Source organism: Kitasatospora sp. NPDC008115, from assembly GCF_042957205.1.
Taxonomy (GTDB): domain Bacteria; phylum Actinomycetota; class Actinomycetes; order Streptomycetales; family Streptomycetaceae; genus Kitasatospora.
On the sequence record NZ_JBIBHU010000004.1, the window covers coordinates 32,499 to 54,541 of the forward strand.

Annotated in this window: 22 protein-coding genes; 13 read left to right on the forward strand and 9 right to left on the reverse strand. The window is 75.3% G+C overall.

What is annotated here, in order from left to right; genetic code table 11:
- Nucleotides 1-3: 3 nt before the first annotated feature.
- Nucleotides 4-843 carry a class I SAM-dependent methyltransferase gene (locus tag ACFZBX_RS06435; protein WP_391531810.1) on the reverse strand — a complete coding sequence of 280 codons (840 nt, stop codon included), beginning with the start codon at nt 841-843 and terminating at the stop codon, nt 4-6.
- A gap of 160 nt (nt 844-1,003) precedes the next feature.
- Between ACFZBX_RS06435 and ACFZBX_RS06440 the strand changes: the two genes are divergently transcribed.
- From ACFZBX_RS06440 to ACFZBX_RS06450, 3 genes are all read left to right on the forward strand, one after another.
- On the forward strand, nt 1,004-2,599 hold the full coding sequence (locus ACFZBX_RS06440; protein WP_391531811.1) for a sensor histidine kinase: 1,596 nt from the start codon (nt 1,004-1,006) through the stop codon (nt 2,597-2,599).
- A complete protein-coding gene (locus ACFZBX_RS06445; RefSeq protein WP_391531812.1) occupies nt 2,596-3,255 on the forward strand; it encodes a response regulator in 660 nt (219 codons plus the stop codon). The genes ACFZBX_RS06440 and ACFZBX_RS06445 overlap by 4 nt, the downstream gene beginning before the upstream one ends.
- A 647-nt stretch (nt 3,256-3,902) precedes the next feature.
- Nucleotides 3,903-5,456 carry a M20/M25/M40 family metallo-hydrolase gene (locus ACFZBX_RS06450; protein ID WP_391531813.1) on the forward strand — a complete coding sequence of 518 codons (1,554 nt, stop codon included), beginning with the start codon at nt 3,903-3,905 and terminating at the stop codon, nt 5,454-5,456.
- A 145-nt stretch (nt 5,457-5,601) separates the two neighbouring features.
- On the opposite strand, the gene ACFZBX_RS06455 is transcribed toward ACFZBX_RS06450, so the two are convergent.
- The gene (locus ACFZBX_RS06455; RefSeq protein WP_391531814.1) at nt 5,602-6,201 is read right to left on the reverse strand and encodes a winged helix-turn-helix domain-containing protein; all 600 of its coding nucleotides are present in this window, start codon (nt 6,199-6,201) and stop codon (nt 5,602-5,604) included.
- Between the two features lie 311 nt (nt 6,202-6,512).
- Here ACFZBX_RS06455 and def point away from each other — a divergent pair, with 311 nt between their 5' ends.
- Nucleotides 6,513-7,139, forward strand: coding sequence for a peptide deformylase (def, locus tag ACFZBX_RS06460; protein ID WP_391532085.1), 627 nt, complete (start codon nt 6,513-6,515; stop codon nt 7,137-7,139).
- Nucleotides 7,140-7,321: 182 nt separating this feature from the next.
- Complete coding sequence (locus tag ACFZBX_RS06465) at nt 7,322-9,370, forward strand: LamG-like jellyroll fold domain-containing protein (RefSeq protein ID WP_391531815.1); 2,049 nt, start codon at nt 7,322-7,324, stop codon at nt 9,368-9,370.
- Nucleotides 9,371-9,416: 46 nt separating this feature from the next.
- Here ACFZBX_RS06465 and ACFZBX_RS06470 read toward each other — a convergent pair whose 3' ends face one another.
- Nucleotides 9,417-10,430 carry an aminoglycoside phosphotransferase family protein gene (locus ACFZBX_RS06470; protein WP_391531816.1) on the reverse strand — a complete coding sequence of 338 codons (1,014 nt, stop codon included), beginning with the start codon at nt 10,428-10,430 and terminating at the stop codon, nt 9,417-9,419.
- 223 nt (nt 10,431-10,653) lie between these two features.
- On the opposite strand from ACFZBX_RS06470, the gene paaA reads away from it, so the two are divergent.
- From paaA to paaE, 5 genes are read left to right on the forward strand one after another with little or no spacing between them, the layout of a single operon-like run.
- Nucleotides 10,654-11,667, forward strand: coding sequence for a 1,2-phenylacetyl-CoA epoxidase subunit PaaA (gene paaA, locus ACFZBX_RS06475; protein WP_391531817.1), 1,014 nt, complete (start codon nt 10,654-10,656; stop codon nt 11,665-11,667).
- Complete coding sequence (paaB, locus tag ACFZBX_RS06480) at nt 11,664-11,957, forward strand: 1,2-phenylacetyl-CoA epoxidase subunit PaaB (protein WP_344330439.1); 294 nt, start codon at nt 11,664-11,666, stop codon at nt 11,955-11,957. Before paaA ends, paaB begins: the two co-directional genes overlap by 4 nt.
- 17 nt (nt 11,958-11,974) lie before the next feature.
- Nucleotides 11,975-12,922: a 1,2-phenylacetyl-CoA epoxidase subunit PaaC gene (gene paaC, locus ACFZBX_RS06485; RefSeq protein ID WP_391531818.1), complete on the forward strand. Its 948-nt coding sequence runs from the start codon at nt 11,975-11,977 to the stop codon at nt 12,920-12,922.
- Nucleotides 12,916-13,509 carry a 1,2-phenylacetyl-CoA epoxidase subunit PaaD gene (paaD, locus tag ACFZBX_RS06490; protein WP_391531819.1) on the forward strand — a complete coding sequence of 198 codons (594 nt, stop codon included), beginning with the start codon at nt 12,916-12,918 and terminating at the stop codon, nt 13,507-13,509. Before paaC ends, paaD begins: the two co-directional genes overlap by 7 nt.
- Nucleotides 13,510-14,685, forward strand: coding sequence for a 1,2-phenylacetyl-CoA epoxidase subunit PaaE (paaE, locus tag ACFZBX_RS06495; RefSeq protein WP_391531820.1), 1,176 nt, complete (start codon nt 13,510-13,512; stop codon nt 14,683-14,685). It abuts the gene before it with no gap.
- 21 nt (nt 14,686-14,706) lie between these two features.
- On the opposite strand, the gene ACFZBX_RS06500 is transcribed toward paaE, so the two are convergent.
- Nucleotides 14,707-15,648, reverse strand: a complete 942-nt coding sequence (locus ACFZBX_RS06500; protein WP_391531821.1) for an NAD(P)H-binding protein — start codon at nt 15,646-15,648, stop codon at nt 14,707-14,709.
- Between the two features lie 76 nt (nt 15,649-15,724).
- Between ACFZBX_RS06500 and ACFZBX_RS06505 the strand changes: the two genes are divergently transcribed.
- On the forward strand, nt 15,725-16,099 hold the full coding sequence (locus tag ACFZBX_RS06505) for a winged helix-turn-helix transcriptional regulator (RefSeq protein ID WP_391531822.1): 375 nt from the start codon (nt 15,725-15,727) through the stop codon (nt 16,097-16,099).
- 62 nt (nt 16,100-16,161) lie between these two features.
- On the opposite strand, the gene ACFZBX_RS06510 is transcribed toward ACFZBX_RS06505, so the two are convergent.
- Nucleotides 16,162-17,247 carry an NAD(P)-binding domain-containing protein gene (locus ACFZBX_RS06510; RefSeq protein WP_391532086.1) on the reverse strand — a complete coding sequence of 362 codons (1,086 nt, stop codon included), beginning with the start codon at nt 17,245-17,247 and terminating at the stop codon, nt 16,162-16,164.
- 196 nt (nt 17,248-17,443) lie between these two features.
- The gene (locus ACFZBX_RS06515; RefSeq protein WP_344330409.1) at nt 17,444-17,818 is read right to left on the reverse strand and encodes a YbjQ family protein; all 375 of its coding nucleotides are present in this window, start codon (nt 17,816-17,818) and stop codon (nt 17,444-17,446) included.
- Nucleotides 17,819-17,965: 147 nt separating this feature from the next.
- Here ACFZBX_RS06515 and ACFZBX_RS06520 point away from each other — a divergent pair, with 147 nt between their 5' ends.
- Together ACFZBX_RS06520 and ACFZBX_RS06525 are read left to right on the forward strand one after the other, a co-directional pair.
- A complete protein-coding gene (locus tag ACFZBX_RS06520) occupies nt 17,966-18,898 on the forward strand; it encodes a hypothetical protein (protein WP_344330407.1) in 933 nt (310 codons plus the stop codon).
- A gap of 44 nt (nt 18,899-18,942) precedes the next feature.
- Nucleotides 18,943-19,704 carry an aminoacyl-tRNA hydrolase gene (locus ACFZBX_RS06525; protein ID WP_391531823.1) on the forward strand — a complete coding sequence of 254 codons (762 nt, stop codon included), beginning with the start codon at nt 18,943-18,945 and terminating at the stop codon, nt 19,702-19,704.
- A 93-nt stretch (nt 19,705-19,797) separates the two neighbouring features.
- Here the strand turns inward: ACFZBX_RS06525 and ACFZBX_RS06530 are convergent, their stop codons facing one another.
- From ACFZBX_RS06530 to ACFZBX_RS06540, 3 genes are all read right to left on the reverse strand, one after another.
- Complete coding sequence (locus ACFZBX_RS06530; RefSeq protein WP_391531824.1) at nt 19,798-20,199, reverse strand: hypothetical protein; 402 nt, start codon at nt 20,197-20,199, stop codon at nt 19,798-19,800.
- Between the two features lie 90 nt (nt 20,200-20,289).
- The gene (locus ACFZBX_RS06535) at nt 20,290-21,063 is read right to left on the reverse strand and encodes a hypothetical protein (protein ID WP_391531825.1); all 774 of its coding nucleotides are present in this window, start codon (nt 21,061-21,063) and stop codon (nt 20,290-20,292) included.
- Nucleotides 21,060-21,968: an ATP-binding cassette domain-containing protein gene (locus ACFZBX_RS06540; protein WP_391531826.1), complete on the reverse strand. Its 909-nt coding sequence runs from the start codon at nt 21,966-21,968 to the stop codon at nt 21,060-21,062. Before ACFZBX_RS06540 ends, ACFZBX_RS06535 begins: the two co-directional genes overlap by 4 nt.
- Nucleotides 21,969-22,043: the final 75 nt, after the last annotated feature.

A 22,043-nucleotide genomic window follows, 5' to 3' on the forward strand; every position in this document is an offset into this window, starting at 1 on the left:
CCATCATCGAGCGGGTTCCCATGCCCCGCCCGCCGGGCCGTCGCCGTCTCCGTCGCCGCTGACCGGAGCTGCCCGGTGTCCGTCCGGCGCGCGCAACAGATGCGCCCGCGCCGGTGGAACGTTTCGCCACACCGTCCGGCTCCCAAGCCCGTACTCCCGCTCGAACCGCCGCAGCAACCGCACCACCGCCCGGTGCCGTGCACCCTGGCGAGGCCCGGACGTCAGCAGCCGCGCCGTCGACGTCCCCAGGTAGGAGAAGTACGTCAGCTCGCCGCCGGGCACCAGCAGCCGCAGATAGAGGTCGAGGATGCGCCGGACCTCCACCGGTTCGAAGTTGGTGAACGGCAGGCCCGAGACGATCACGTCGTACCGCTCGGCGGTCGGCCCGGCCCCGCCGCCGCCGCCGTCCTCGCCCGGCTCCGACACGCGGGCCTCCGGGAGGTCCTGCACCCGGCATTCCGACACCCGCAGCCCCAGCTCCCGTCCGCGCCGCGCCAACTCCGGATCCGCCAGCAGACGTTGGACGAACCGGGGATTGGATTCCACCGCGTGCAGCCGGTCGCCCGCCCGCAGCACCCGCGCCAGGCGGCGCGTCACCGCCCCCGTTCCGGCCCCCACCTCCAGGACCGAGATCGGCCGGTCCGGCCGGCTCGTCGCCGGGACCACCAGCGCGTTCACCAGGCCGGCCCCGCTCGGCGCCACCGCGCCCGTCAGCCGGAAGGTGCGCAGCGCCTCGGAGAGGAAGAACCAGCCCTCCCCGCCACCCGGCCGGGGCCGGTCGCGAACGGGCAGGATGTCCGGTCGGTCGGGAGCGGGATCCGGGCGGAGCTGATCAGTCGTCATGACAGCGACGCTACGGACGCCCAGACCTCCCCGAATCGGCCGAGTGACAGCCCGCACCCCCGACGAAAGTAGCGGGTGCGACTGGCCGATCGGCAGGGGCCACAGCCCGCCGGCCCGCCGTAGCATCAGGGCCCTGAACCACGAAGGGAAGGAGGACCAGTTGACCACCGACCACCTGACACGCACACCCCGCCCGGCCCGTTCGGCCCGTCTGCCGCGCCTGGTCCGCCCACGCCTTCCGTCCCGTGCACCTCGCGCCACCCGCCCGGACCGACCGCCGGAGGCACCGCGGCCCGGGCGCGGTGCGCCGCTCGGCTGGTACGCCCTCGGCCGGAACCGGCTGGTCGAGACGCTCCTGCTCGCGAGCGTCCTCGTGCTCCTCGCCGAGGAGACCGTCTTCCAGTGGCTCGGCCACGACCAGCCCCTGCACCCACTGCGGATCGCCGGGGCCGCCCTCGCCTCGCTCTCCCTCCTCCTCGCCCGTCGGCACCCGGTCGCCGCCGCGGTACTGCCAGTCATGGTCTGCGGGCTGCTCAACCGGGCGCTCCCCGGCCTGTTCAGCGTCTTCCATCTGGCCTCGACGGGCCGCACCGGCCCGGCCCTCCTTGCCGGGGCCGTGATGGCCGGGCTCAGCGTGGTGCGTGCGGACTCCGTCCTCGACTGGGCGGGCATCACCGGCTCCCAACTCCTCGTCGAGGGCGCCGCCGTCTGCCTCGGCCTGTGGCTGCGAGGCCGCCGTGTGCTGATCCGCACCCTGCACGCCAAGGTCGACGCGCTGCGCCGCGAACGCGAGCTGCGCGTCGAGCAGGCCCGCGCCGCCGAACGCGCCCGGATCGCCCGGGAGATGCACGACGTCCTCGCCCACCGGCTGAGCCTCCTCGTGCTGCACACCGGCGTGCTGCGCGACCAGGCCCGGGCCGGCACCGTCGCCGACGACCCCGAGCGACTCGCCCACCGGCTCGAACTGCTCAGGGCGACGGCCGCCCGGTCGCTCGACGACCTGCGGGACGTCCTCGGTGCCCTCCGCGCCGACCCGTCGGACCTTTCCGGTCCACCGGCTTCACTCCCTTCACCCCCTCCATCCCCTGCACCCGGCCGGACCGAGCCGGCGGACCGGCCGCTGCCGGCGCCCGACCGCACGCCGCTCTCCCGACACCGCCCGGCCCCCGGACCCGTCGCCGCACCGGCTCTGCGCGACCTCGCCGAACTCGTCGGCGAGGCCACCGACGCGGGCCAGAGCGTCGAACTCGCCCTCGCCGGAGACCCGGAGAGCGTGCCCACCACCCACCGGCTGGCCGTTCACCGTGTCGTCCAGGAGGCGCTGACCAACGCGCGCAAGTACGCGCACACCGCCCAGGTCACCGTCCGCGTCCAGTACGGGGAGCCCGCGACGACCGTCGAGGTGCACAACGGCCCGGGCGACCCGGCGCCGTCCGGTGCCTGCACGGGCGGCGGATACGGTCTGGTCGGGCTCGGTGAGCGGGTCGGCGCGCTCGGCGGGCACTTCGACACGGGCCCCGACGGCAAGGGCGGCTTCCGCCTGGCCGCCCGTCTTCCCGCCCCGCACCGGCCACCGGTCCGTCCTCCCGCACGACCTCCCGACCGGACGGTGACGCCGCCGCCGACGACAACAAGTCCGACAACAACTCCGGTGACGGCTGCCCACCCCGGACCGCCCGATCCGGCCCCGGGTCCCGCACCGGGTCCCACGCCGGGTCCCACGCCGGGACCGAACCCACCGAGCGAGGCGACGTGATCCGCACGATGGTCGTCGACGACGACGCACTGGTCCGGCTCGGGCTCGTCGACCTGCTCGCCCAGGATCCCGGGCTGACGGTCGTCGCCGAGGCGGCCGACGGCTTGGAAGCGGTCGAACTCGCGGGACGGCACCGCGTCGACGTCGCCCTCATGGACATCCGGATGCCCCGGCTCGACGGCATCGCCGCGACCCGTCGGCTGCGCGAGCTGCCCGACGGCCCGCGCGTCATCGCGCTCACCACCTTCGACCTCGACGAGTACGTCTACCGGGCACTCGCCGCCGGTGCCGACGGCTTCCTGCTCAAGGACACCCCGCCCGCCGAGATCGCCCGCGCCGTCCACATCGTCGCCGGCGGGCAGGGGATGCTCCACCCCGCCGCCGCCCGCCGGCTCATCGACCGCTACCACCGCGCCGGGGAGCCGCGCTCGGTCGCCGCCCGGGGCAGGCTGGCCACGCTCACGCCGCGCGAGACCGACGTGCTGCGCGAACTCGCCGTCGGCCGCTCCAACGCCGAGATCGCGCTCGTGCTCGGTATGCGTGAGAGCACCGTCAAGGCACACGTCAGCCGGATCCTCACCGGTCTGGGAGTCGGCAACCGTGTCCAGGCGGCGCTGCTCGCCCGGGACGCGGGCGTGGTCGACGACTCCGGCTGACCGACCGTCGCCCGTCATGACCGCCGGAGGTGCCGTCCCGCCCCCACCGTTCCGTATTCACCCCGTTCATGTGGTTCGTACTGTCCATGGCGAATCGTCCCGTCCCCGACCAGGTCCGGTCAGCGTCACGCGGTACTCGCCACCGATCCGCCATCACCCATCTGGCTTGGAAAACGCGCGCCTTGGCGTTCCGCGCTGCCGAACCACCGCCCCGGGTCCATGGTGGAAGTGGGCGCGGTCCGGCGATCGCGCCCGCGCGCCGGGCCAGATCCGCACGCCGTGCGCCGACCGCGTTCCGCGGCCGCGCGCCGGGGAGGATCCCGGCCCCGGCACGCTGGGAGCAGGGCCACCTCGCAGGAAACCGAACGGTTCTTCTAGGCTCACATCTCGGCTTCCCTGCAGCGGTGCGCTGTTCCGCGCCTGCCGCAAGGGAAGCCGCCGTCCACGGAGGCCCCGGGACGATCGGGGCCACCGGATCGAGCGAGGAGGACGCACATGCCACACATGCCGCCCAGCCGTTCCAGCGCACTTGGACCGGAGGGCCCGCTCCGCTGTCCCGCCGATGCCGCCGGGCCCGTTCGCCCGGCGACCTGGTCCGGCCGACCCGCCCGGCCGCTCTATACCGGCGGCGGCCGCGGAGGCGAGCGTTGAGTCCTCAGGCCGTCCGCCCGTCCACCGAGCCGGCGGGCCCCACGTCCGCTGTCGCCCCCACAACCGGAGCCGGCACCACCGGCACCAGCACCACCGGCACCAGCACCACCGGCTCCGCCCCCGCCGACGCCGCCACCACGGCCGTCACCACCGCTGTCGCCGCCCCCGCGACCACCACCGTCACCCCCGCCGAACCGACCAGGACCGCCGTCGCCGCACCCGGCGCGGCCATGCCCGGCACGACCAGCACCGGCACCGGCACCGCCCGAACCGTCCTCGCCCCGGCCACCCCCACGCCCGCCGCCGCACCACCCACCGCGGCGGCCCCCCACGCTCCGGCCGTCACCGACAGCGAGGGCCAACCCGGCCCCACCGCCGCGCTCCCCGGTCTGCCCCAGGCCCTCACCACCCGCGCCCGCACCCTCGCCGGAGCCGTCCGGAGACGTTGCGCGGACCTGGCCAGGATTGAGTCCCCCAGCGGCGACGCGCCCAGACTCGACGCCCTCGCCGAGGAGTTGGCGGCCGGCTTCCGCGCCACCGGAGCCACCGTCCAGCGCGAACCCGGCCCGGCCGGCGACCACCTGGTCCTCCAGTGGGACGGCCGCGACGAGAGCCTGCCGCACCTGCTCGTGGTCGGCCACCACGACACCGTCTGGCCCGCCGGCACCCTCACCGACTGGCCGGTCACCGAGAGCGACGGCGCTCTCAGCGGGCCCGGTGTGGTCGACATGAAGGGCGGACTCGCCATCCTCGAAGGCGCGTTCGCCCTCCTCGCCGACCTCGGCCAGCGCCCGCACCGCACCGTCCGCCTGGTCGTGGTCTCCGACGAGGAGGTCGGCAGCCCGGACGGGCGGCGCCTCGTCGAGCGCCAACTGCGCGGCGCGGCCGCCGTGCTGGGCCTCGAACCGCCGCACCCGGACGGCCGGCTCAAGACGGCCCGCCGCGGCTCCACCCGGGTGCGGCTCACCGTCACCGGACGCGAGGCGCACGCGGGCAACGATGCCGCCGACGGGGTGTCGGCGGTCGACGAACTGGTGGATCAGTTGGTCGCCGTCCGCGGGCTGGTCAGCCTGCCCGGCACCGAGCTCAACGCGGGCCGGATCAGCGGCGGCAGTCGCGCCAACGTGATCGCCGGCCGGGCCGAGGCCGAACTCGGCCTGCGCTTCGCCACCACCGAGGCACAACGCCGCACCCTCGACAACCTCGCCCGGCTGACCGCGCTCCGCCCCGGCGCGCGGGTGCGCACCGAGGTGCTGTCCAGCCGTCCCGCCTGGCCGGAACGTTCCGCCAACCCGTTGCTGCGTCACGTCCGCTCGCTGGCGGCGGCGCTCGGGCAGCAGCTGGACGGCGGTCCGGCCGGCGGTGCGGGTGACACCAACCTGCCGGGTTCGCGCGGACTGCCCACGCTCGACGGCTTCGGCGCCGTCGGCGCGGGCGCGCACGCCCGGCACGAGCACATCAGGATCGACCAGCTGGCGCCGCGCATCGCCCTGCTGGCGGCGCTCCTGGCCGTCCCGCTGCCGAGGCTGCGCGACCGCTCGGAGGGCTGAGCGGGTAGCCGGCCGTGACGGTGGTCGGCGGATTCCGGGATCCGCCGACCACCGTCCGCCCGCACCTGCCACCCGCCGCCCGCAACCCGCACCCGCCGCCGCAACCCGTCACCCGGCGGCCCGTCCGCCCGGCCGTCGCCGTCCGTCAGCCCGTGCCCGGCTCCGGTCGGGTGTCGGCGAGCAGTGGGAAGAGCCGGGTGACGGCCGCCACGGGGCGGGTTCCCTCGCGCGGCTCGCGCCGGCGATAGGGCGCGATCAGGGCGCGGACGGCGGCGCCGAGGTCGGCGAGTTCATCGGCGGTGAGGTGCAGGATGTCGCTGGAGGTCTGGTCCCGCTGCCACTCGTCGGGCGCGGCGGACCGGTTGGCGAGCCAGTGCCGGTAGCTGCCGTCCTCCAGATCGCTCGCCAGGTCGGGGGCCAGATCGTGTCCGGCGGCCCGGCCGCCCGGCTCCTCGGCCGTACCGGGCGGCATGAGCGAGCCTTCCCAGCGCAGCCGCCACGGCCGTGAGCGGCCGTCCCCGGTCGGCGCCTCCTCGATCAGCCCGTAGCGGGCCAGCTGGCGAAGGTGGAAGGAGCACGTTCCCGAACTCTGGCGGATCATCTGCGCGGCCTGGTTCGAGGTGATGCTGCCCCACTCGGCGATCAGGTCGAGCAGCGCGGCGCGGACCGCGTGGTGCGCCAGCGGCCGGGTGGGCGCCGCCATCGGGGGAGCGGTCGGTTCGGCGGGGTGGTTATGGGTGGTCACTTTGCAAAGATGCGACTTTGCAAAGTGTTTTGGCAAGTGCAGCGCCCGCCTACACGCGGTAGAACAGCCCCTGAACTGGTGGAACGCCCTTCCTGGCGGGGATGTGAGGGCTCGTCGTCACCCTGCGCCATAAACTTTGCAAAGTCTGGACTTTGCAAAGTATGGGAGAGTTGGCCGGGTGGCGGAGGCGGCACCGGACGGGGTTGCCGCGCGGCCGGGACGCGAAGGGGAGACAGGTCGTGGCGCGACGCGAGTCGGTGGAGCGGACGGTGGGGACGGTGGGGGCGGAGCGGGTCAGGGGGCAGGTGCGGGTGCAGGGCGAGGTGGTGAGCGGGTACCCGGAGGTGCCGCCGGAGGCGCTGCGGGGCGAGGTGCGGCGGATCACCGTCGTCGGGGAGGACGTCCTGCACCGCCGCTGCCGAGACGTGTCCGAGGAGGAGTTCGGCACCCCCGGGCTGGCACAGCTGATCGACGACATGTTCGCCGCCATGTGGGTCGCCCAGGGCGCCGGGCTGGCGGCCAACCAGATCGGCGTCGGCCTCCAGGCCTTCGTCTGGGACTGCTCCGACGAGGACGGCGTCCGCCACGTGGGCCACATCCTCAACCCGGTGCTCGACGAACTGCCGGCCGGCGCGCGCCGGCTCGTCGAGGCCGCCGAGGGCTGCCTCTCCGTCCCCGGACCGTACCTGGAGCTGGCCCGCCCGGACACGGCGGTGGTCCGCGGCCGGGACCTCGACGGCCGGCCGCTGGTCATCGAGGGCACCGGCTACTTCGCGCGCTGCCTCCAGCACGAGGCCGACCACCTGGGCGGCGGCCTCTACATCGACCGCCTCGCCTCCCGGGACCGGCGCACCGCGCTGCGCCGCATGCAGGAGCGCCAGGCGGAGGTGTTCGCCGAGCGGGCGGCCCGCGCCGAGCGGCTGGCCGCTCTGCGCTGAGCGCGCGCTCCCTGCGCCGAACCCGCCCCCCAAGCACCGAACCCGCCCCAAGCGCTGAACCAGCCCCCCGCCGACCCCGCGCGGCGGGTTCGGCCGCTGTTCAGCGGCGTGTGGCCCCGTAGATGATCTACGACCAGACCCGGTACCTACCGTCAGGGCCCACACCACCTCCGGGAGCGAACATGCACGACATCCACGAGTCCGGGCCCGCGGGCAGCAGCGAGTGCGGGTGCCCGCGGACCGCCGACCTCGACGGGGACGGACCGGCCGCCGCCGGCCGGCGCCGGTTCCTGCGCGGGGCGGGCCTCCTAGGCGCCGGGGTCGGCGCGGCGGGTCTCGGCATGCTCGGCGCGGCCCCCGCGCAGGCGGCCGGCCCCGCGCCCTCCGGCGGGCCCGAGCCGTCCGACGGGCCCGGTGCGGCACCCGGACAGGCGCGGAAGGCCTCGGGGAAGGAGCAGAAGGGCAAGGGGAACGGCAAGGGGCGCTGGCAGCCGGACCCGGACGCCCGGCGGTTCACCGTCGTCGTGATGCCGGACACCCAGTACCTGTTCGACCAGGACCGGATCCACCCGGCACCCGTCGAGGCCTCGATCCGCTACGTGCTCGACGGCGGGGTCAACCGGGAGGACGGCACGGACGACAACATCGTCTTCCTGGCCCACCTCGGCGACGTCACCGAGAACGGGCTGGCCGCCGAATACGCCGCCGTCAGCAAGGTGTTCGGCCTGCTGGACGACGCCGGCGCCGCCTACGGCGTGCTCGCCGGCAACCACGACGTCCGCTCCTCGACCGACGACCGGCGCGGCAGCACCCCGTACCTGGAGACGTTCAGCAAGGAACGGGCCGCCCGCACCTCCGGCTACCACTCCTCCAGCCCGGACGGCTACAACACCTGCCACGTCTTCACGGCGGCCGGCCGCCCGTGGATGGTGCTCTCGCTGGACTGGCGGCTCTCGGACGAGGGCTTCGCCTGGGCCAACGCGGTGATCGCAGCCAACCCGAAGGTCCCGGTGATCCTGACCACCCACGACCTGGCGCACGCCGACGGCGGCGGCCGCGCCGAGCTGTCCGCCTACGGCAGGAAGCTCTGGGAGCGGCTGATCAGCGGCAACGACCAGATCTTCCTCACCGTCAACGGGCACTACTGGCCGCCCGGCCGGACGGTGCTGAAGAACAAGGCCGGCCACGACGTCCACGTCCACATCACCAACTACCAGGACCGCTACTACGGCGGCGCCGCGATGATCCGGGCGTACCGCTTCGACCTCGACCGGAACACCGTCGACGTGTCGACCTTCTCGCCGTGGATCCAGGAGATCGCGGCAGAGGAGCGCAACACCCTGGCGGCGCAGCAGGTCGAGCTGACCTCGGACGTGGACCGCTTCTCGCTCGCGATCGACTTCGACCGGCGCTTCGCGGGCTTCGCGCCCGTCCCGCAGCGCCCGTCCCGCCGGCCGGCCGGGCTGCTGGTGCGGGACACCGTGGCGTACTGGCGCTTCGACGGCGGCGCCGGCGACGGTACGGCGGTCACCGCGCAGCAGGTCGTCAAGGACCTGGCGGGGCAGGGCAATGACCTGTACGTGCGCAGCGCCCCGGGCACCCCCGAGGGCGCGCTCACCTGGTCCGCCGACCACCACCCGGACCAGCCGGGCCACGGCAGCCTGCTGTTCAGGGGCACCCGCTCGCCGGTGCACGGCACCTACCTGGAGACCGGGCCCACCGCGCCGCTGAACCGGGAGACCTTCGAGCGCGGGTTCACCGTCGAGGCCTTCTGCAGGCTGCCCGCCGACTGGGACTCCGGACGGAGCCGCTGGTCGGCGCTGCTCAGCCGGTGGGGAACGGCGGGCGAGGCGGGCAGGAGCGGCCCGGGGACGGACGCGGACGAGCCCGTCGTGACGCTCAGCCTCTCCGAGGCGCCCGCCCTGCAGTGGTGCGTCTACCCGCTCAACCAGACCGGGGCGTCGACCTGCTGGGGGCACCAGCTGCCCCTGGACCGGTGGTGGCACGTCGCGGTCGTCAACGACGGGAAGCTCAGCCGGATGTACGTCGACGGCTGCGAGGTGGCCCGCAACCCGGCCACCCCGGCCGTGGGGCTGGCCACGCTGGGACGCCCGTGGATGCTGGGCGGCTACGCGTACGCGGGGGTGCTGGACAAGGTGTTCCACGGGTACGTCGGCGACGTCCGGATCGTGAGGCGGGCCCTGCGGGTGAGGGAGTTCATGACCGCGTGACGCCCGGCGACGGCGTGACGCCCGACGACGGCGCGCCGCCCGACGGTCACGCGACTCCCGGCGACCACGCGCCGCCCGTCGTCGGCGCGACGACCTGAGGCGCGGACGCCGCCGGCCCCTGCACCGAGGGCCCGGCGGCGTCCGCGAGGACCGCCCGCAGGCGGGCCAGGCACTCGGCGACGAACGCCGGACAGCTGTGCCAGTAGTACGGGATCCCGGCGGCACCGACCGCGATCGCCCACGCGCGGGCGCGGATCCACGTCGGCCCGTCGAGGTCCAGCGCCTCCCAGTACGCCCGGCGCGCCTCCGCCGGGAGGTCCCAGACGGTCGAGTGCTCGGCGTCCGGACGGCCGACCGACAGGCAGCCGAAGTCGATGACCGCGTGCAGCCGGCCGTCCCGGACCAGGAGGTTGGTGGGCTTGAGGTCGCCGTGCAGCCAGACGTGCGGCGCGGACGGCTCCGGCAGCGCGAGCCCGGCCCGCCACAGCCGCTCCAGCGTGTCGACGTCCAGCGCCCCGCCCCCGTCGGGGAGCTCCGCACCGGCTCCCGCCAAGGCGCGGCAGTCCGCGAGGCACCGGGTGACCCACTCGTCGCAGTCCCGCAGCGGGCCGCCCCGGTACCAGCTGAGGTCGTCCGCCCTCCTCGCGCCCATCAGGTCGAGGCCGTGCAGCTCCCGCACGAACGCCGCGAGGTCCGCGCCGAGGCCGGCCCAGTCGCGGACGCTCGACGGCCCGGCCTCCGCGCCGTCGATCCAGCGGTAGACCGACCAGGCGAGCGGGAAGTCGGCGCCGGGCGCACCGGCGTGGACGGGCGTGGGAACGGCGCGGCCGAGCAGCGGCGCCAGGCGCGGCAGCCACCGCTGCTCCTTGTGTACGGACCGGGCGGCGTCCGGCGTGCGGGGCAGCCGGACGAGCAGCTCGTCGCCGAGCCGGTACATGGTGTTGTCCGTGCCCGCGCCCGCCGGTGCCAGGGCGAGGCCGGCCCACTCCGGCCGCTGCGCCCTGAGCAGGGAGCGGACCAGGTTCTCGTCGGCCGGGATCTCGTCCGTGTGCAGTGTCATGCCGGGAGTCTGGCCGCAGGCCGGGCGCGGGCCAACCGGTTTTCCGGCCCCGCCGGCGGGCGCCCGCGCTCCGGGCCGCCCGCCACCGGCGGTGCTCCCTTGTCAGCCGTCCCCCGTGCGCGCACAATGGACCCGACCGAACGGTTGGTCGGTGGCTCCGGGCGGGACGCCCGGGTCTTCCGGAACCGGGCGGCGGGGACAGAGCCGGCGAAAGGGGACCGTGGTGACAGCAGAGGTGGCCGAGCGGCCCGGGGCGTCGCCCGAGGAGGCGTTCGAGGCCGTCATCGCCGCGGAGCAGCGGATCGAGCCCCGTGACTGGATGCCCGACGCCTACCGGGCCACCCTCGTCCGTCAGATCGCCCAGCACGCGCACTCCGAGATCATCGGCATGCAGCCCGAGGGCAACTGGCTCACCCGCGCCCCCTCGCTGCGCCGCAAGGCGATCCTGCTCGCCAAGGCCCAGGACGAGGCCGGCCACGGCCTCTACCTCTACGCCGCCGCCGAGACGCTCGGCGTGGACCGCGCGGAGCTCACCGAGAAGCTGATCGCCGGCCGCCAGAAGTACTCGTCGATCTTCAACTACCCGACGCTGACCTTCGCCGACGTCGGCGTGATCGGCTGGCTGGTGGACGGCGCCGCGATCTGCAACCAGGTCCCGCTCTGCCGTTGCAGCTACGGCCCGTACGCCCGCGCCATGGTCCGGATCTGCAAGGAGGAGTCGTTCCACCAGCGCCAGGGCTACGAGCTGCTGATGACGCTGATGCGCGGCACCGAGGCCCAGCGCCGGATGGTCCAGGACGCGGTGGACCGCTGGTGGTGGCCGTCGCTGATGATGTTCGGCCCCTCGGACGCCGCCTCGCCGAACACCGCCCGGTCGATGGCCTGGCGGATCAAGCGGCACACCAACGACGAGCTGCGGCAGCGCTTCGTCGACATGACCGTCCCGCAGGCCGAGCACCTCGGCGTCACGCTCCCCGACCCGGAGCTGCGCTGGAACGAGGAGCGCGGCGGCTGGGACTTCGGCGAACCGGACTGGTCGGAGCTGACCCGGGTCATCCACGGCCAGGGCCCGTGCAACGCCCAGCGGATGGAACGGCGCCGGGCCGCGCACGAGGACGGCGCGTGGGTGCGCGAGGCGGCCACGGCGTACGCGGCGAAGCGCCGCGCCGAGAGCGGCGCGGACGGCGGCACGGGGAGCGAAGCGGCGAAGAGCGCGGAACAGGAGAACGGAAAGTGACCGAGTCCAAGGCCGGCTGGCCGCTCTACGAGGTGTTCGTGCGCCCCCGGCGCGGCCTGAACCACGTGCACGTCGGCTCGCTGCACGCGTCCGACGACCGGATGGCCCTGCTCGCCGCCCGTGACCTCTACACCCGCCGCAACGAGGGCGTCAGCCTCTGGGTGGTCCGCTCCGACGCGATCACCGCCTCCACCCCGGACGAGCGCGACCCCTTCTTCGCTCCCAGCGGCGACAAGGTCTACCGCCACCCGACCTTCTACGACATCCCCGAGGATGTCCCGCACATCTGACCGGGAGCAGCCGAACCATGACCGACGACCACGCGACCGACGAGCACGCGACCGACGACCACGTGACCGACGCCGACGTGACCGGCGCCGACGACCACGTGTACCTGAGCCTCGCCGAGGCGTCCCCCGGGCCCGAGGGCGAGGGCCGCTGGGCGTACGGGACGGGCTTCGCCGACCCGCTGCTCGGCGTGGACACCGCCGTGCCGCCCGGCCTGGACGGCGCCGACCTCGCCGCCTACAGCCTGATGCTGGGCGACGATGCGCTCGTCCTCGCCCAGCGGCTGATCGAGTGGTGCACCCGGGCGCCGGAACTGGAGGAGGAGGTCGCGCTCGCCAACCTCGGCCTCGACCTGCTCGGCCAGGCCCGGCAACTGCTCACCCGGGCCGGCCAGGCGGACGGCTCCGGGCGCACCGAGGACGACCTGGCGTACTGGCGCGAGGAGCACGAGTTCCGCAACGTCCGCCTGGTCGAGGCGCCGAACGGGGACTTCGCGTACTCGATCGCCCGCCTGCTGCTGTTCGCCACGGCCCGCGGCGCGCTCTACGAGGTGCTGGCCGGGCACGCCGACCCGGTGCTGGCGGCGGTCGCCGCGCGCGGGGTGAAGGAGCTGGCCTACCACCGCGAGTACGCGACGGCGTGGACGCTGCGCCTCGGCGACGGCACGCCGTACTCGGCCGCGCGGATGCAGGCCGGGCTGGACGCGGTGTGGCCGCTGCTGGAGGAGCTGTTCACCGCGCACCCGGTGGAGCTGCGGGCCGGGGTGGACCCCGGGACGCTGCGCGAGCCGGTGCTGGGCTCGGTGGCGGCGGTGTGCGCGGAGGCCGGGCTGACGGTGCCGGACACGCCGGGGCTGGCGGCCGTCGGCGGCCGGGCCGGGCGGGACGGGGTGCACACCGAGGCGTTCGGCCCGCTGCTCGCCGAGCTCCAGGTGCTGGCCCGCGCGCACCCGGGCGCGACGTGGTGACGGCCGTGGCCGGGGCACGCGCGCCGGGCGGGGCGGCCTGGGCGGTGGCGGCGGCCGTGCCGGACCCGGAGCTGCCCATGCTCACCCTCGCCGACCTGGGCGTGCTGGCCGAGGTCACGGAGGACGGCGCCGCGGTGACCGCGTGGCTCACCCCCACGTACTCGGGCTGCCCCGCCGTCGCCGAGATGGCCGCCGACGTGGACCGGCGGCTGCGCGCGGCCGGGTTCGCGGACGTCCGGGTGCGGCTGCGGCTGGACCCGCCCTGGTCGACCGACCTGATCACCGCCGAGGGCCGGCGGAAGCTCGCCGAGGCCGGCATCGCGCCGCCCCGGCCCGGCGCCGCCACCGCCACCGGGGCGCGGCGGGGCGGGGGCACGCCGCTCAGCCTCGGCCCGACCCGGCTCGCGGACACCGCGGGTGGCGCGGGCGGCTCGGGTGGCGCGGGCGCCGCCGTCGCGCCCGTCGGCTGCCCGCTCTGCGGCGGCACCGACACCGAGGAGCTGTCCCGCTTCGGCTCCACCGCCTGCAAGGCGCTGTGGCGCTGCCGGGACTGCCGCGAGCCCTTCGAACGCGTCAAGGAGATCTGAATGGCCGTCGTCCCGTCCGCCGCCCCGTCCGCCGCCCCGTCCGCCGCCCCGTCCACGGAGCTGCCCGCCGAGCCGGCGACCGCCGTGCGCCCCGCGCGTCGGCCGGCCTTCCATGTGCTGCGGATCGCCGGGCTGGAGCGGCTCTGCGAGGACGCCGTCACGGTGACCTTCGCCGTGCCGGAGGGGCTCGCGGACGCGTTCGCCTTCCGGCCCGGGCAGACGCTGACGCTGCGCCGGGTGGTGGACGGCGTCGACGAGCGCCGCTCGTACTCGATCTGCGCCCCCGCCGGCGGCCCGCTGTGCATCGCCGTGCGCGAGGTGCCGGGCGGGCTGTTCTCGCGCTGGCTGGTGCGCGACGCCCGGCCGGGGGAGGAGGTGGAGGTGCTGACGCCCTCCGGCCTGTTCACCCCGGACCTCGCCGCGCCCGCCGACCACGTGCTGCTGGCGGCCGGCTCCGGCATCACGCCGATGGTGTCGATCGCGGCCTCCGTACTGGCCGCCGACCGCACCTCCACGGTGACCCTGCTCTACGGCAACCGGCGCAGCGACACCGTGATGTTCGCCGACGAGCTGGCCGACCTGAAGGACCGCTACCTGGACCGCTTCCAGCTGGTCCACGTGCTCTCCCGGGAGACCAGGGACGCCGAACTGCTCAGCGGCCGGCTGGACCCGGAGCGGGTCGCGGCGCTGCTGGCGGCGCTGGTGGACACGGCGGCGGTCGGCCACTGGTGGCTCTGCGGGCCGTTCGGCATGGTCGCCGGGGCGAAGGAACTGCTGGCAGGGCTGGGCGTCCCGGCGGAGCGGGTGCACCAGGAGCTGTTCCACGCCGAGGACGAGCCGGCCGCCGAGCGCGCCGACGACATCCCGGGCGGCGCGGTGGGCGACGCCGCCGGCGCGGCGCGCAGCGAGGTCACCGTCGTCCTGGACGGGCGCGGCAGCACCCTGTCGCTGCCGTGCGACCGCTCCATCCTGGACGGCGCGCAGCGCTCCCGCCCCGACCTGCCGTTCGCCTGCAAGGGCGGGGTCTGCGGCACCTGCCGGGCCCTGGTCACGGAGGGCGAGGTGGAGATGCGGCGCAACTTCGCGCTGGAGGAGAAGGAGCTGGCGGCCGGCTACGTCCTCACCTGCCAGGCCCGCCCGGTGACGGAGAAGGTCACGGTCGACTACGACCGCTGACCGGCCCCCCGGCCGGGCGCGTCACGGCGTTTCCGCCAGCAGTTCGGCGCGGTGGGTGGTGAAGAACCCGGTGAGCGTGACCGGTGCGCGCCCGAGCAGCCGCCGCGTGGTGCCGTCGTCGGGGACGTCGAACCAGCCCCGGCGCCGGAACGGGTCGTTCTCGCCCCAGCCCGCCGCCAGCGGCGCGGGCACGCCGAGGGCGGTCAGTGCGCCGGGGACGTCCGCGTCGCCCACCGGGCGGTGCCGCACGGGCCGTCCGGTGGACTCGGCGAGCGCGGCGGCGACGTCGGCGTCGGTCAGGCCCGGGCCGGTCACGTCGAGGACCGTGCGGGTGCCGCCCGCTCCGCCGACGGCTCCGGCGCCGGCCCCGCCGCCCGCTCCGGCGGGGGTGGTCTCGGTGAGGACGCGGGCGGCGGCCCAGGCGGTGTCCTCCCGGGTGATGTAGCCCACGCGGCCGTCGGCGGCGCTGCTGGGCAGCTCGCCGTGGGCGACCGCGAGCCGGGCCAGTCCGGTCAGCAGCAGCATCTGCGGCCAGACGTTGAACCGCAGGACGGTGTGCGGGAGGCCGGATCCGGCGAGCAGCAGCTCGGTGCGCCGGTGGTCGGCGGCCTCGGGAACGGGGTTGCCCGGGTCGGCCGCGCGGACCACCGAGGTGTAGACGACGTGCTCCACCCCGGCGGCGACCGCCGCTTCGACGGCCGCCTCGTGCAGGTGGAGGCGTCGCGGCGAGCGCTCGGTGCTGACCAGCAGCAGCCGCCGGACCCCGGCCAGCGCCGACGGAAGGGTGTCGGGGCGGGCGAAGTCGGCCTGCCGGACGGGCACGTCGGGGCGGTCCGGACCCGCGCCGGCCCGGGCCGGATCGCGGGTGAGGGCGACCACGTCGGCCCGGTCCTCGGCCAGGCCGAGGACCGCGGTGAGCGCCAGCCGGCCGAAGCGGCCGGTCGTTCCGGTTACTGCGAGCATGTGAACTCCTCGACTGTTTCGGCGTCCTGCGGAGATCATGGGTGCGGCCGCCGGTTCGTCGAAAGAAGGAACATCCATGTCCACTGGCACGGACGGCCCACCGGACGGCGCCGCGGCGCCGGTCACCGCCGAGGACCGCGCGCGGTGCCCGGCGACGGCGGTGCTGCACCGGATCGGGGACCGCTGGAGCGTCGTGCTGGTCTGCCTGCTCGCCGAACGCCCGCGCGGCTACAACGAGTTGGACCGGGCCGTCGCCGACCTGAGCCGCCGGGTGCTGACGCGTGCGCTGCGCACCCTGGAGGCCGAGGGGTACGTGAAGCGCACCGCTCGCACCGAGCCCCCGTACCGGGTCGAGTACGCGCTGACCGACGCCGGGAGGTCGCTGCACGCGGCGGTGGCGGAGCTGGGCGCCTGGGCCGGCGCGCGGCACGGCGGCCCGCGGGCGCGGTGAGCGCCGACCGGCACCGCCGCGCCGTCGACTGTCAGCCGGTCAACTGTCGGCCGGTCGGCCGGTCAGCCGGCGGCCACGGGTGCCGCGGCCCCCGTGGGGGCCGGGTCGCCGAGCAGTCGGACGATCTCGTTGACCGCCGCGCGCCCGGCCCGGTTGGCGCCGACGGTGCTGGCGGACGGTCCGTAGCCCACCAGGTGGACGCGCGGGTCGGCGGTGGCGCGCGTGCCGGTGAGGGCGATCCCGCCGCCGGGGGAGCGCAGGCCGAGCGGGGCGAGGTGGCCGACCTCGGGGCGGAACCCGGTGGCCCAGACGATCGCGTCGACCTCCAGCTCCTCGTCGCCCCAGGCCACCCCGCGCTCGGTGAGCCGGTCGAACATCGGGCGGCGCTGCAGTGCGCCCAGTTCCTCGGCGCGGCGGTAGGCGACCGACGGGCCGAGCCCGGTCACGCTCACCACGCTGCGCACCGGCAGCCCCTGCCGGACCCGCTCCTCGACCTTGGCGACCACCGCGCGCCCGTACTCGGGGGTGAACGGCCCGTCGTGGTGGACGGGCGGGGTGCGGGTGACCCAGACGGTCTCGCCGACCGCCGCGACCTCCGACAGCACCTGGATCGCGGACGCCCCGCCGCCGACCACCAGCACCCGCCGGCCGGCGAACTCCTCCGGGCCCCGGTAGGCGGCGTAGTGCAGCTGGCGCCCGCCGAACCGGCCCGGGTAGTGGGGCAGGAAGGGGCGGGTCCACGTCCCGGTGGCGTTGATCAGCGCGCGGGTGGACCAGGTGCCGGAGTCGGTCTCGACCAGCAGCCGGGCGTCCGGCCGGGCGGACTCGGAGCGCACCGCCAGCACCTTGACGGGGCGTACGACGGGGAGCGCGTGCTGGGCCTCGTACGCCGCGAAGTACCCCGGGACGACCTCGCGCGCGGGCGCGTTCGGGTCGGGTTCGGGGAGTTCGACGTCGGGCAGGTCGTGGAAGCCGTGCACGGTGGCCATCCGCAGGGAGGGCGCGCGGTGCGCCCAGGCGCCGCCGGGGGCGCGGTCGGCGTCGAGGACGGCGAACCCGCCGTCGGTGTCCGCGCGGTGCGGCGCGAAACCGCGTCGGCGCAGGTGGTAGGCGGCGGACAGGCCCGCCTGGCCCGCGCCGATCACCAGGACGTCGACCCGGCGTCCCGCGTCGGACGGGACGGCGCCGGTGGTGGCCGCGCCGTGAGAGGCCGCCGCTCCGTGAGTGGTTGCACCGTAAACAGTCACGCCCGTGAAACATCCGCCGGACGGGCCGTGTTCCCGGCGGCGCGAAAGCGCGTTCGCGCCGCCGGGAACACGGCCCGTCCGTCCGGACCGACCGGCGTCAGGCCGTGGCCGGGGAGATCACCACCGCCGTGCCGTAGGCGCAGACCTCGGTGCCCACGTCGGCCGCCGCCGCGACGTCGAACCGGAACATCAGCACCGCGTTCCCGCCGCGCGCCTTGGTCTGCTCGACGAGCCGCTCCATCGCCTCGTTGCGGCTCTCCACCAGCGTCTTCGTCAGGCCGCGCAGCTCACCGCCGACCAGCGACTTCAGCGAGGCGCCGATCTGGCTGCCGATGTGCCGGCTGCGCACGGTCAGGCCGAAGACCTCGCCGATCACGTGGTCGACCCGGTAGCCGGGGATGTCATTGGTGGTCACTACCAGGACCTGGGCGTCCGGGCGCTGCCCGCCGCCGTACTCGTCGATGTTCGTCATGCGGCCCATCCTGCCGGGAGTTCGGACGTCGTCGAACAGGGACGCGCGGGGCGTGCGCGGGAACGCGCGGGGCGGTAACGGCGAGAACGCGTAGGGTAGCCGGTCCAGACCGGTGATCGGCGGGCCGAAAAGCCGTACCGTAGGCCCATGGGCGAGCGAAGCGATCATCCACAGGGGCCGGGCGCGGCGGAGGACTCCGGCGCGCAGGAGATCGAGGCGACGGTGGTCCTGGGCCTGCGGATCACGAACTGGCCGGCACTGCGCGCGGCGGCCATCGCGGCCGTGGAGGAACTGGACTTCGAGGGCATCGATCCGGCCGGGCAGCGCCGTGAGCTGCTGCGCGAGGTGGCCGAGGACGCCAACGCGGCGCTCGGTGCGCTGCTCCATCCGGACCGGCTGGTGGCGGCGATCCCGGGGGTCGAGGCGATCGGCGGCACGCTGGAGATCAGCGTCACCGAGGACTTCGCGCCCGACTTCGCCGAGCTTTTCCCGCTGGACGGCGACGAGGAGGAGGGCGGCGGCGCGGCCGGCGACTGGACGCTCACCCCGCGCACCGCCTGCCTGCTGCACGCCCAGCTGCTCGGGCTGGCCGACGCCGCCTACGACGACCTCGACGAACACGAGGACGAGCCGGTCGCCGACGGCGAGGAGGCCGACTGGACGGTGTTCGGACGGCTGCCGCAGCGCACCTGGCGGCTGCACCGGGGCTGGCGCCGGGCCATGGCCCGCACCTTCGACGACCTCGCCGACGACCTCGCGCTCGGCGAGTGGCCGCTGCCGCGCTGCCTGGCGGAGGAGATCGCGCTGCGGATGGCGCTGGTCGACGCCCGGGCGCTGCTCGGCGCGCAGCCCGAGTCGGTCGCCGACATGATGGGCGACCTGCCGGCGGACCTGTACGACTACGACTGGGACGGCTGCCACGACGAGCTGTTCGGCGTCTACGGGCCGGACGACGGCGATCCGGAGCTGACCGCCGAGCAGCGCGCCGAACTGCTGCTGACGGCCACCCACCCGGAGGGCTGGTTCCTGACCTACGACGACGCGGAGGAGCGGGACCCGCAGCGCGGCTACCGCCGCTGAGGGGTGGGGCGGAGGGGTGGAGCGGGGGCTGGCATGCTGGTCGGGTGACTTCTCCCTTCGACGCCCCGGCCCCCGTCTCCGCCCCCGCCTCCGACCCCGACTCGGCCTCCGCTCCTGACTTCGAACCGACGTCCGAGGACCGCGACGCCCGGCCGCAGTACGTGCTGCCGCTGGTGGTCCGGCTGGAGCGCGCGACGCCGCCCGGGCGGACCGACGCGCTGGAGACCTCGGCGCGCGCGGTGCTCACGCTGCTGGACGACCCGCGGGTCGTCGAGGCCGAGGGGGAGTGGGCGGGGCTCGTCGCGGCCTGGGAGGACGCGCGGATCCGCAAGGTGGTCCGGCGGGCGCGCGGCGGCGAGTGGCGCCGGGCCGGGGAGCTGCCCGGCATCACGGTGACCGGCCGGGAGGCCGAGGTGCGGGTCTTCCCGCCGGTCCCGCTGGACGGTTGGCCGAAGGAACTCGCCAAGCTCCAGGTGTCGGGCACCGACCTGGAGGAGAGCGGTCCCGTCGGCGCCCCGGCGCCCGGCGTGCCGGTGCTCTGGCTCAACCCGGAGCTGGAGATGAGCGCCGGCAAGACGATGGCGCAGACCGGCCACGCCGCCCAGCTCGCCTGGCGCCGCCTCGACCGGGCGCACCGCAAGGAGTGGGCGGCGAGCGGCTACGCGCTCGCCGTCCGCACCGCGACGCCGCAGGCCTGGGCGGACCTGCTGGCGAGCGGCCTGCCGCTGGTGCAGGACGCGGGCTTCACCGAGATCGCCCCCGGCAGCTGCACCGTGATCGCGGACCACCCGGCACTGCGCGGCTGACGTCCGGCGGCGGACGGCTGACAGATGACAACTGACAGATAACAGATTCTGAAATCTGTTATCTGTCATCTGAAATCTGTCAGTTGTCGGCCGTCACCGGCGGGGCGTGAGGGTGAGGCGCTCCGTGTGGCAGGCGAACTCGGTGAGTTTGCGGGTCCAGTCGGTGCGGTTCTGCTCGACGTGGGACCGGACGGCCTCTCGGGGGGAGGCGAGGGAGGCGAAGCCGCTCTCCCGCACGCGCAGGCGGGTGTGGTCGCCCGGCTCGGTGGTGAGGGTGATGGTGACCAGGATGGAGCCGCCCTCGGCGGCCTCCTCGCCCGCGGCGTCCTGCGGTCGGCGGAAGGTGAGGACGGTGGGCGGGTCCGACTGCTCGATCCGCGCGGGGGTGCCCGTGCCGAACCAGGTGCCCAGGGACTCCGCCCGGGTGAGCACCTCCCAGACCCGCTCGCGCGGCGCCGCGATGGTGATCTCACGCTCGATGCTGTCGGCGACCATGTCGTGAACCTCCTCGATCCGTTGCCCGAGGGTCGCATGTTCCGCCCGCCATGTGCAACTCGCGGGTTGCACATGGCGGGCGGCGGTGCGTCAGGCCGCGTGGCGGCGCAGGCTGCGCAGGCCCCCGTACGCGGCCGCCGCCGCCCACAGGGCCATGATCAGCAGCCCGGTCCAGTGCCCGTACGCCACCTGCGGGTCGTCGGCGTACCGCAGGGCGTACTGGCCCGCCCGGTCCGGGAGGAACTGCACGGCGTGGCGCACGCCCGGGACGCCGGACAGCAGCGGGGACAGCAGGAAGACGCCCGGCAGAAGCAGCCCCATGGCCGCCGTGAGGTTGCGCAGCACGGCGGTCAGGCCGAGGCAGAACACCACCAGCAGCACCGGGTAAAGGACCCCCGCGGTCGCGCTGCGCGCCAGCGCGGGAGCGTCCCAGATGTCCGGCACGAACGCGGCGTAGCCGATGAACGAGCCGGCGGTGCCGAGCACGCCGACGCCGAGGGCGACGGCCGCGCCGAGGGCGAGTTTCGCGCCGTAGAGCCGGCCGCGGTGCGGGACGGCGGTGAGCGAGACGCCGATCATGCGGGTGTTGAACTCCTGCCCGAGCAGCAGGACGGCGAAGCAGACCACCGCCGCCTGGCCGAAGTTGAGGCCGTAGTGGATGCCGAGGCCGGGATCGGCGGTGAGACTGTCGTCCTTCGTGCCGACCGCGGCGGCGACGGCGGTGCCGAACCCGACGGTGAGCAGCAGGGCGACGAGCGGGGTGATCCAGAGCGAGCGCAGCGTGGTGAGCTTGATCCGCTCGGCGCGCAGCGCGTTCCGGAGGACGAAGGCGGTCGTGGCGGTCGTGGCGGTCGCGGTGCTCACGCGGCCACCGCCCGGTACTCGACGCTGTCGGCGGTCATCCGCAGGAACGCCTCCTCCAGGGAGTCCTGTTGGACGGCGATCTCGTACAGCACCACCCCCTCCGCGGCCGCCAGGGCGGCGAGTTCCTCGGGAGCCGCGCCGGTGACCTCCCAGGCGCCGCCCTCCACGGCCTGCGCCTCCAGGCCCGAACGGCCCATCAGCGAAGCCAACTTGTCCGGATCGACGGCCCGCACCCGGACCCTGCTCCGGCCGTGGCGGTCGATGAAGTCCTGGGTCGCCGCGTCCGCGAGCAGCCGGCCCCGGCCGATCACCACCAGGTGGTCGGCGGTCAGCGCCATCTCCGTCATCAGGTGCGAGGAGACCAGCACCGCGCGCCCCTCGGCGGCCAGGTCGCGCAGCAGCGCGCGGATCCAGCGGATTCCCTCCGGGTCGAGGCCGTTCACCGGCTCGTCGAGCATCAGCACCGGCGGGTCGCCGAGCAGCGCGGCGGCCACGCCCAGGCGCTGGAGCATGCCGAGCGAGAAGCCGCGGATCCGCCGGCCGGCCGCGTCGGCCAGCCCGACCTGGTCGAGCACCTCGCCGACCCGGCGCTCCGGCAGGCCGTTGCTCGCGGCCAGCCAGCGCAGGTGTCCGCGCGCCGTGCGGCCGCCGTGCAGGGCGTGCGCGTCGAGCAGCGCGCCGACCCGCCGCAGCGGGACGTCCAGGTCGGCGTACGGACGGCCGTCGATCAGGGCCCGGCCGGCGCTCGGGCGGTCGAGGCCGAGGATCAGCCGCATCGTGGTGCTCTTCCCCGCGCCGTTGGGCCCGAGGAAGCCGGTCACCACCCCGGGGCGGACCTCGAAGCCGAGACCGTCCACCACCCGCACCCCGCCGTACTCCTTGGTCAGGCCTTCCACCTTGATCACGGCCGTCCTCCCTCTCTCCCGTTCTCCGGTGACGTCATCCATGGGACCCGATCCGGGCGGTCCGGCGGATCCCGC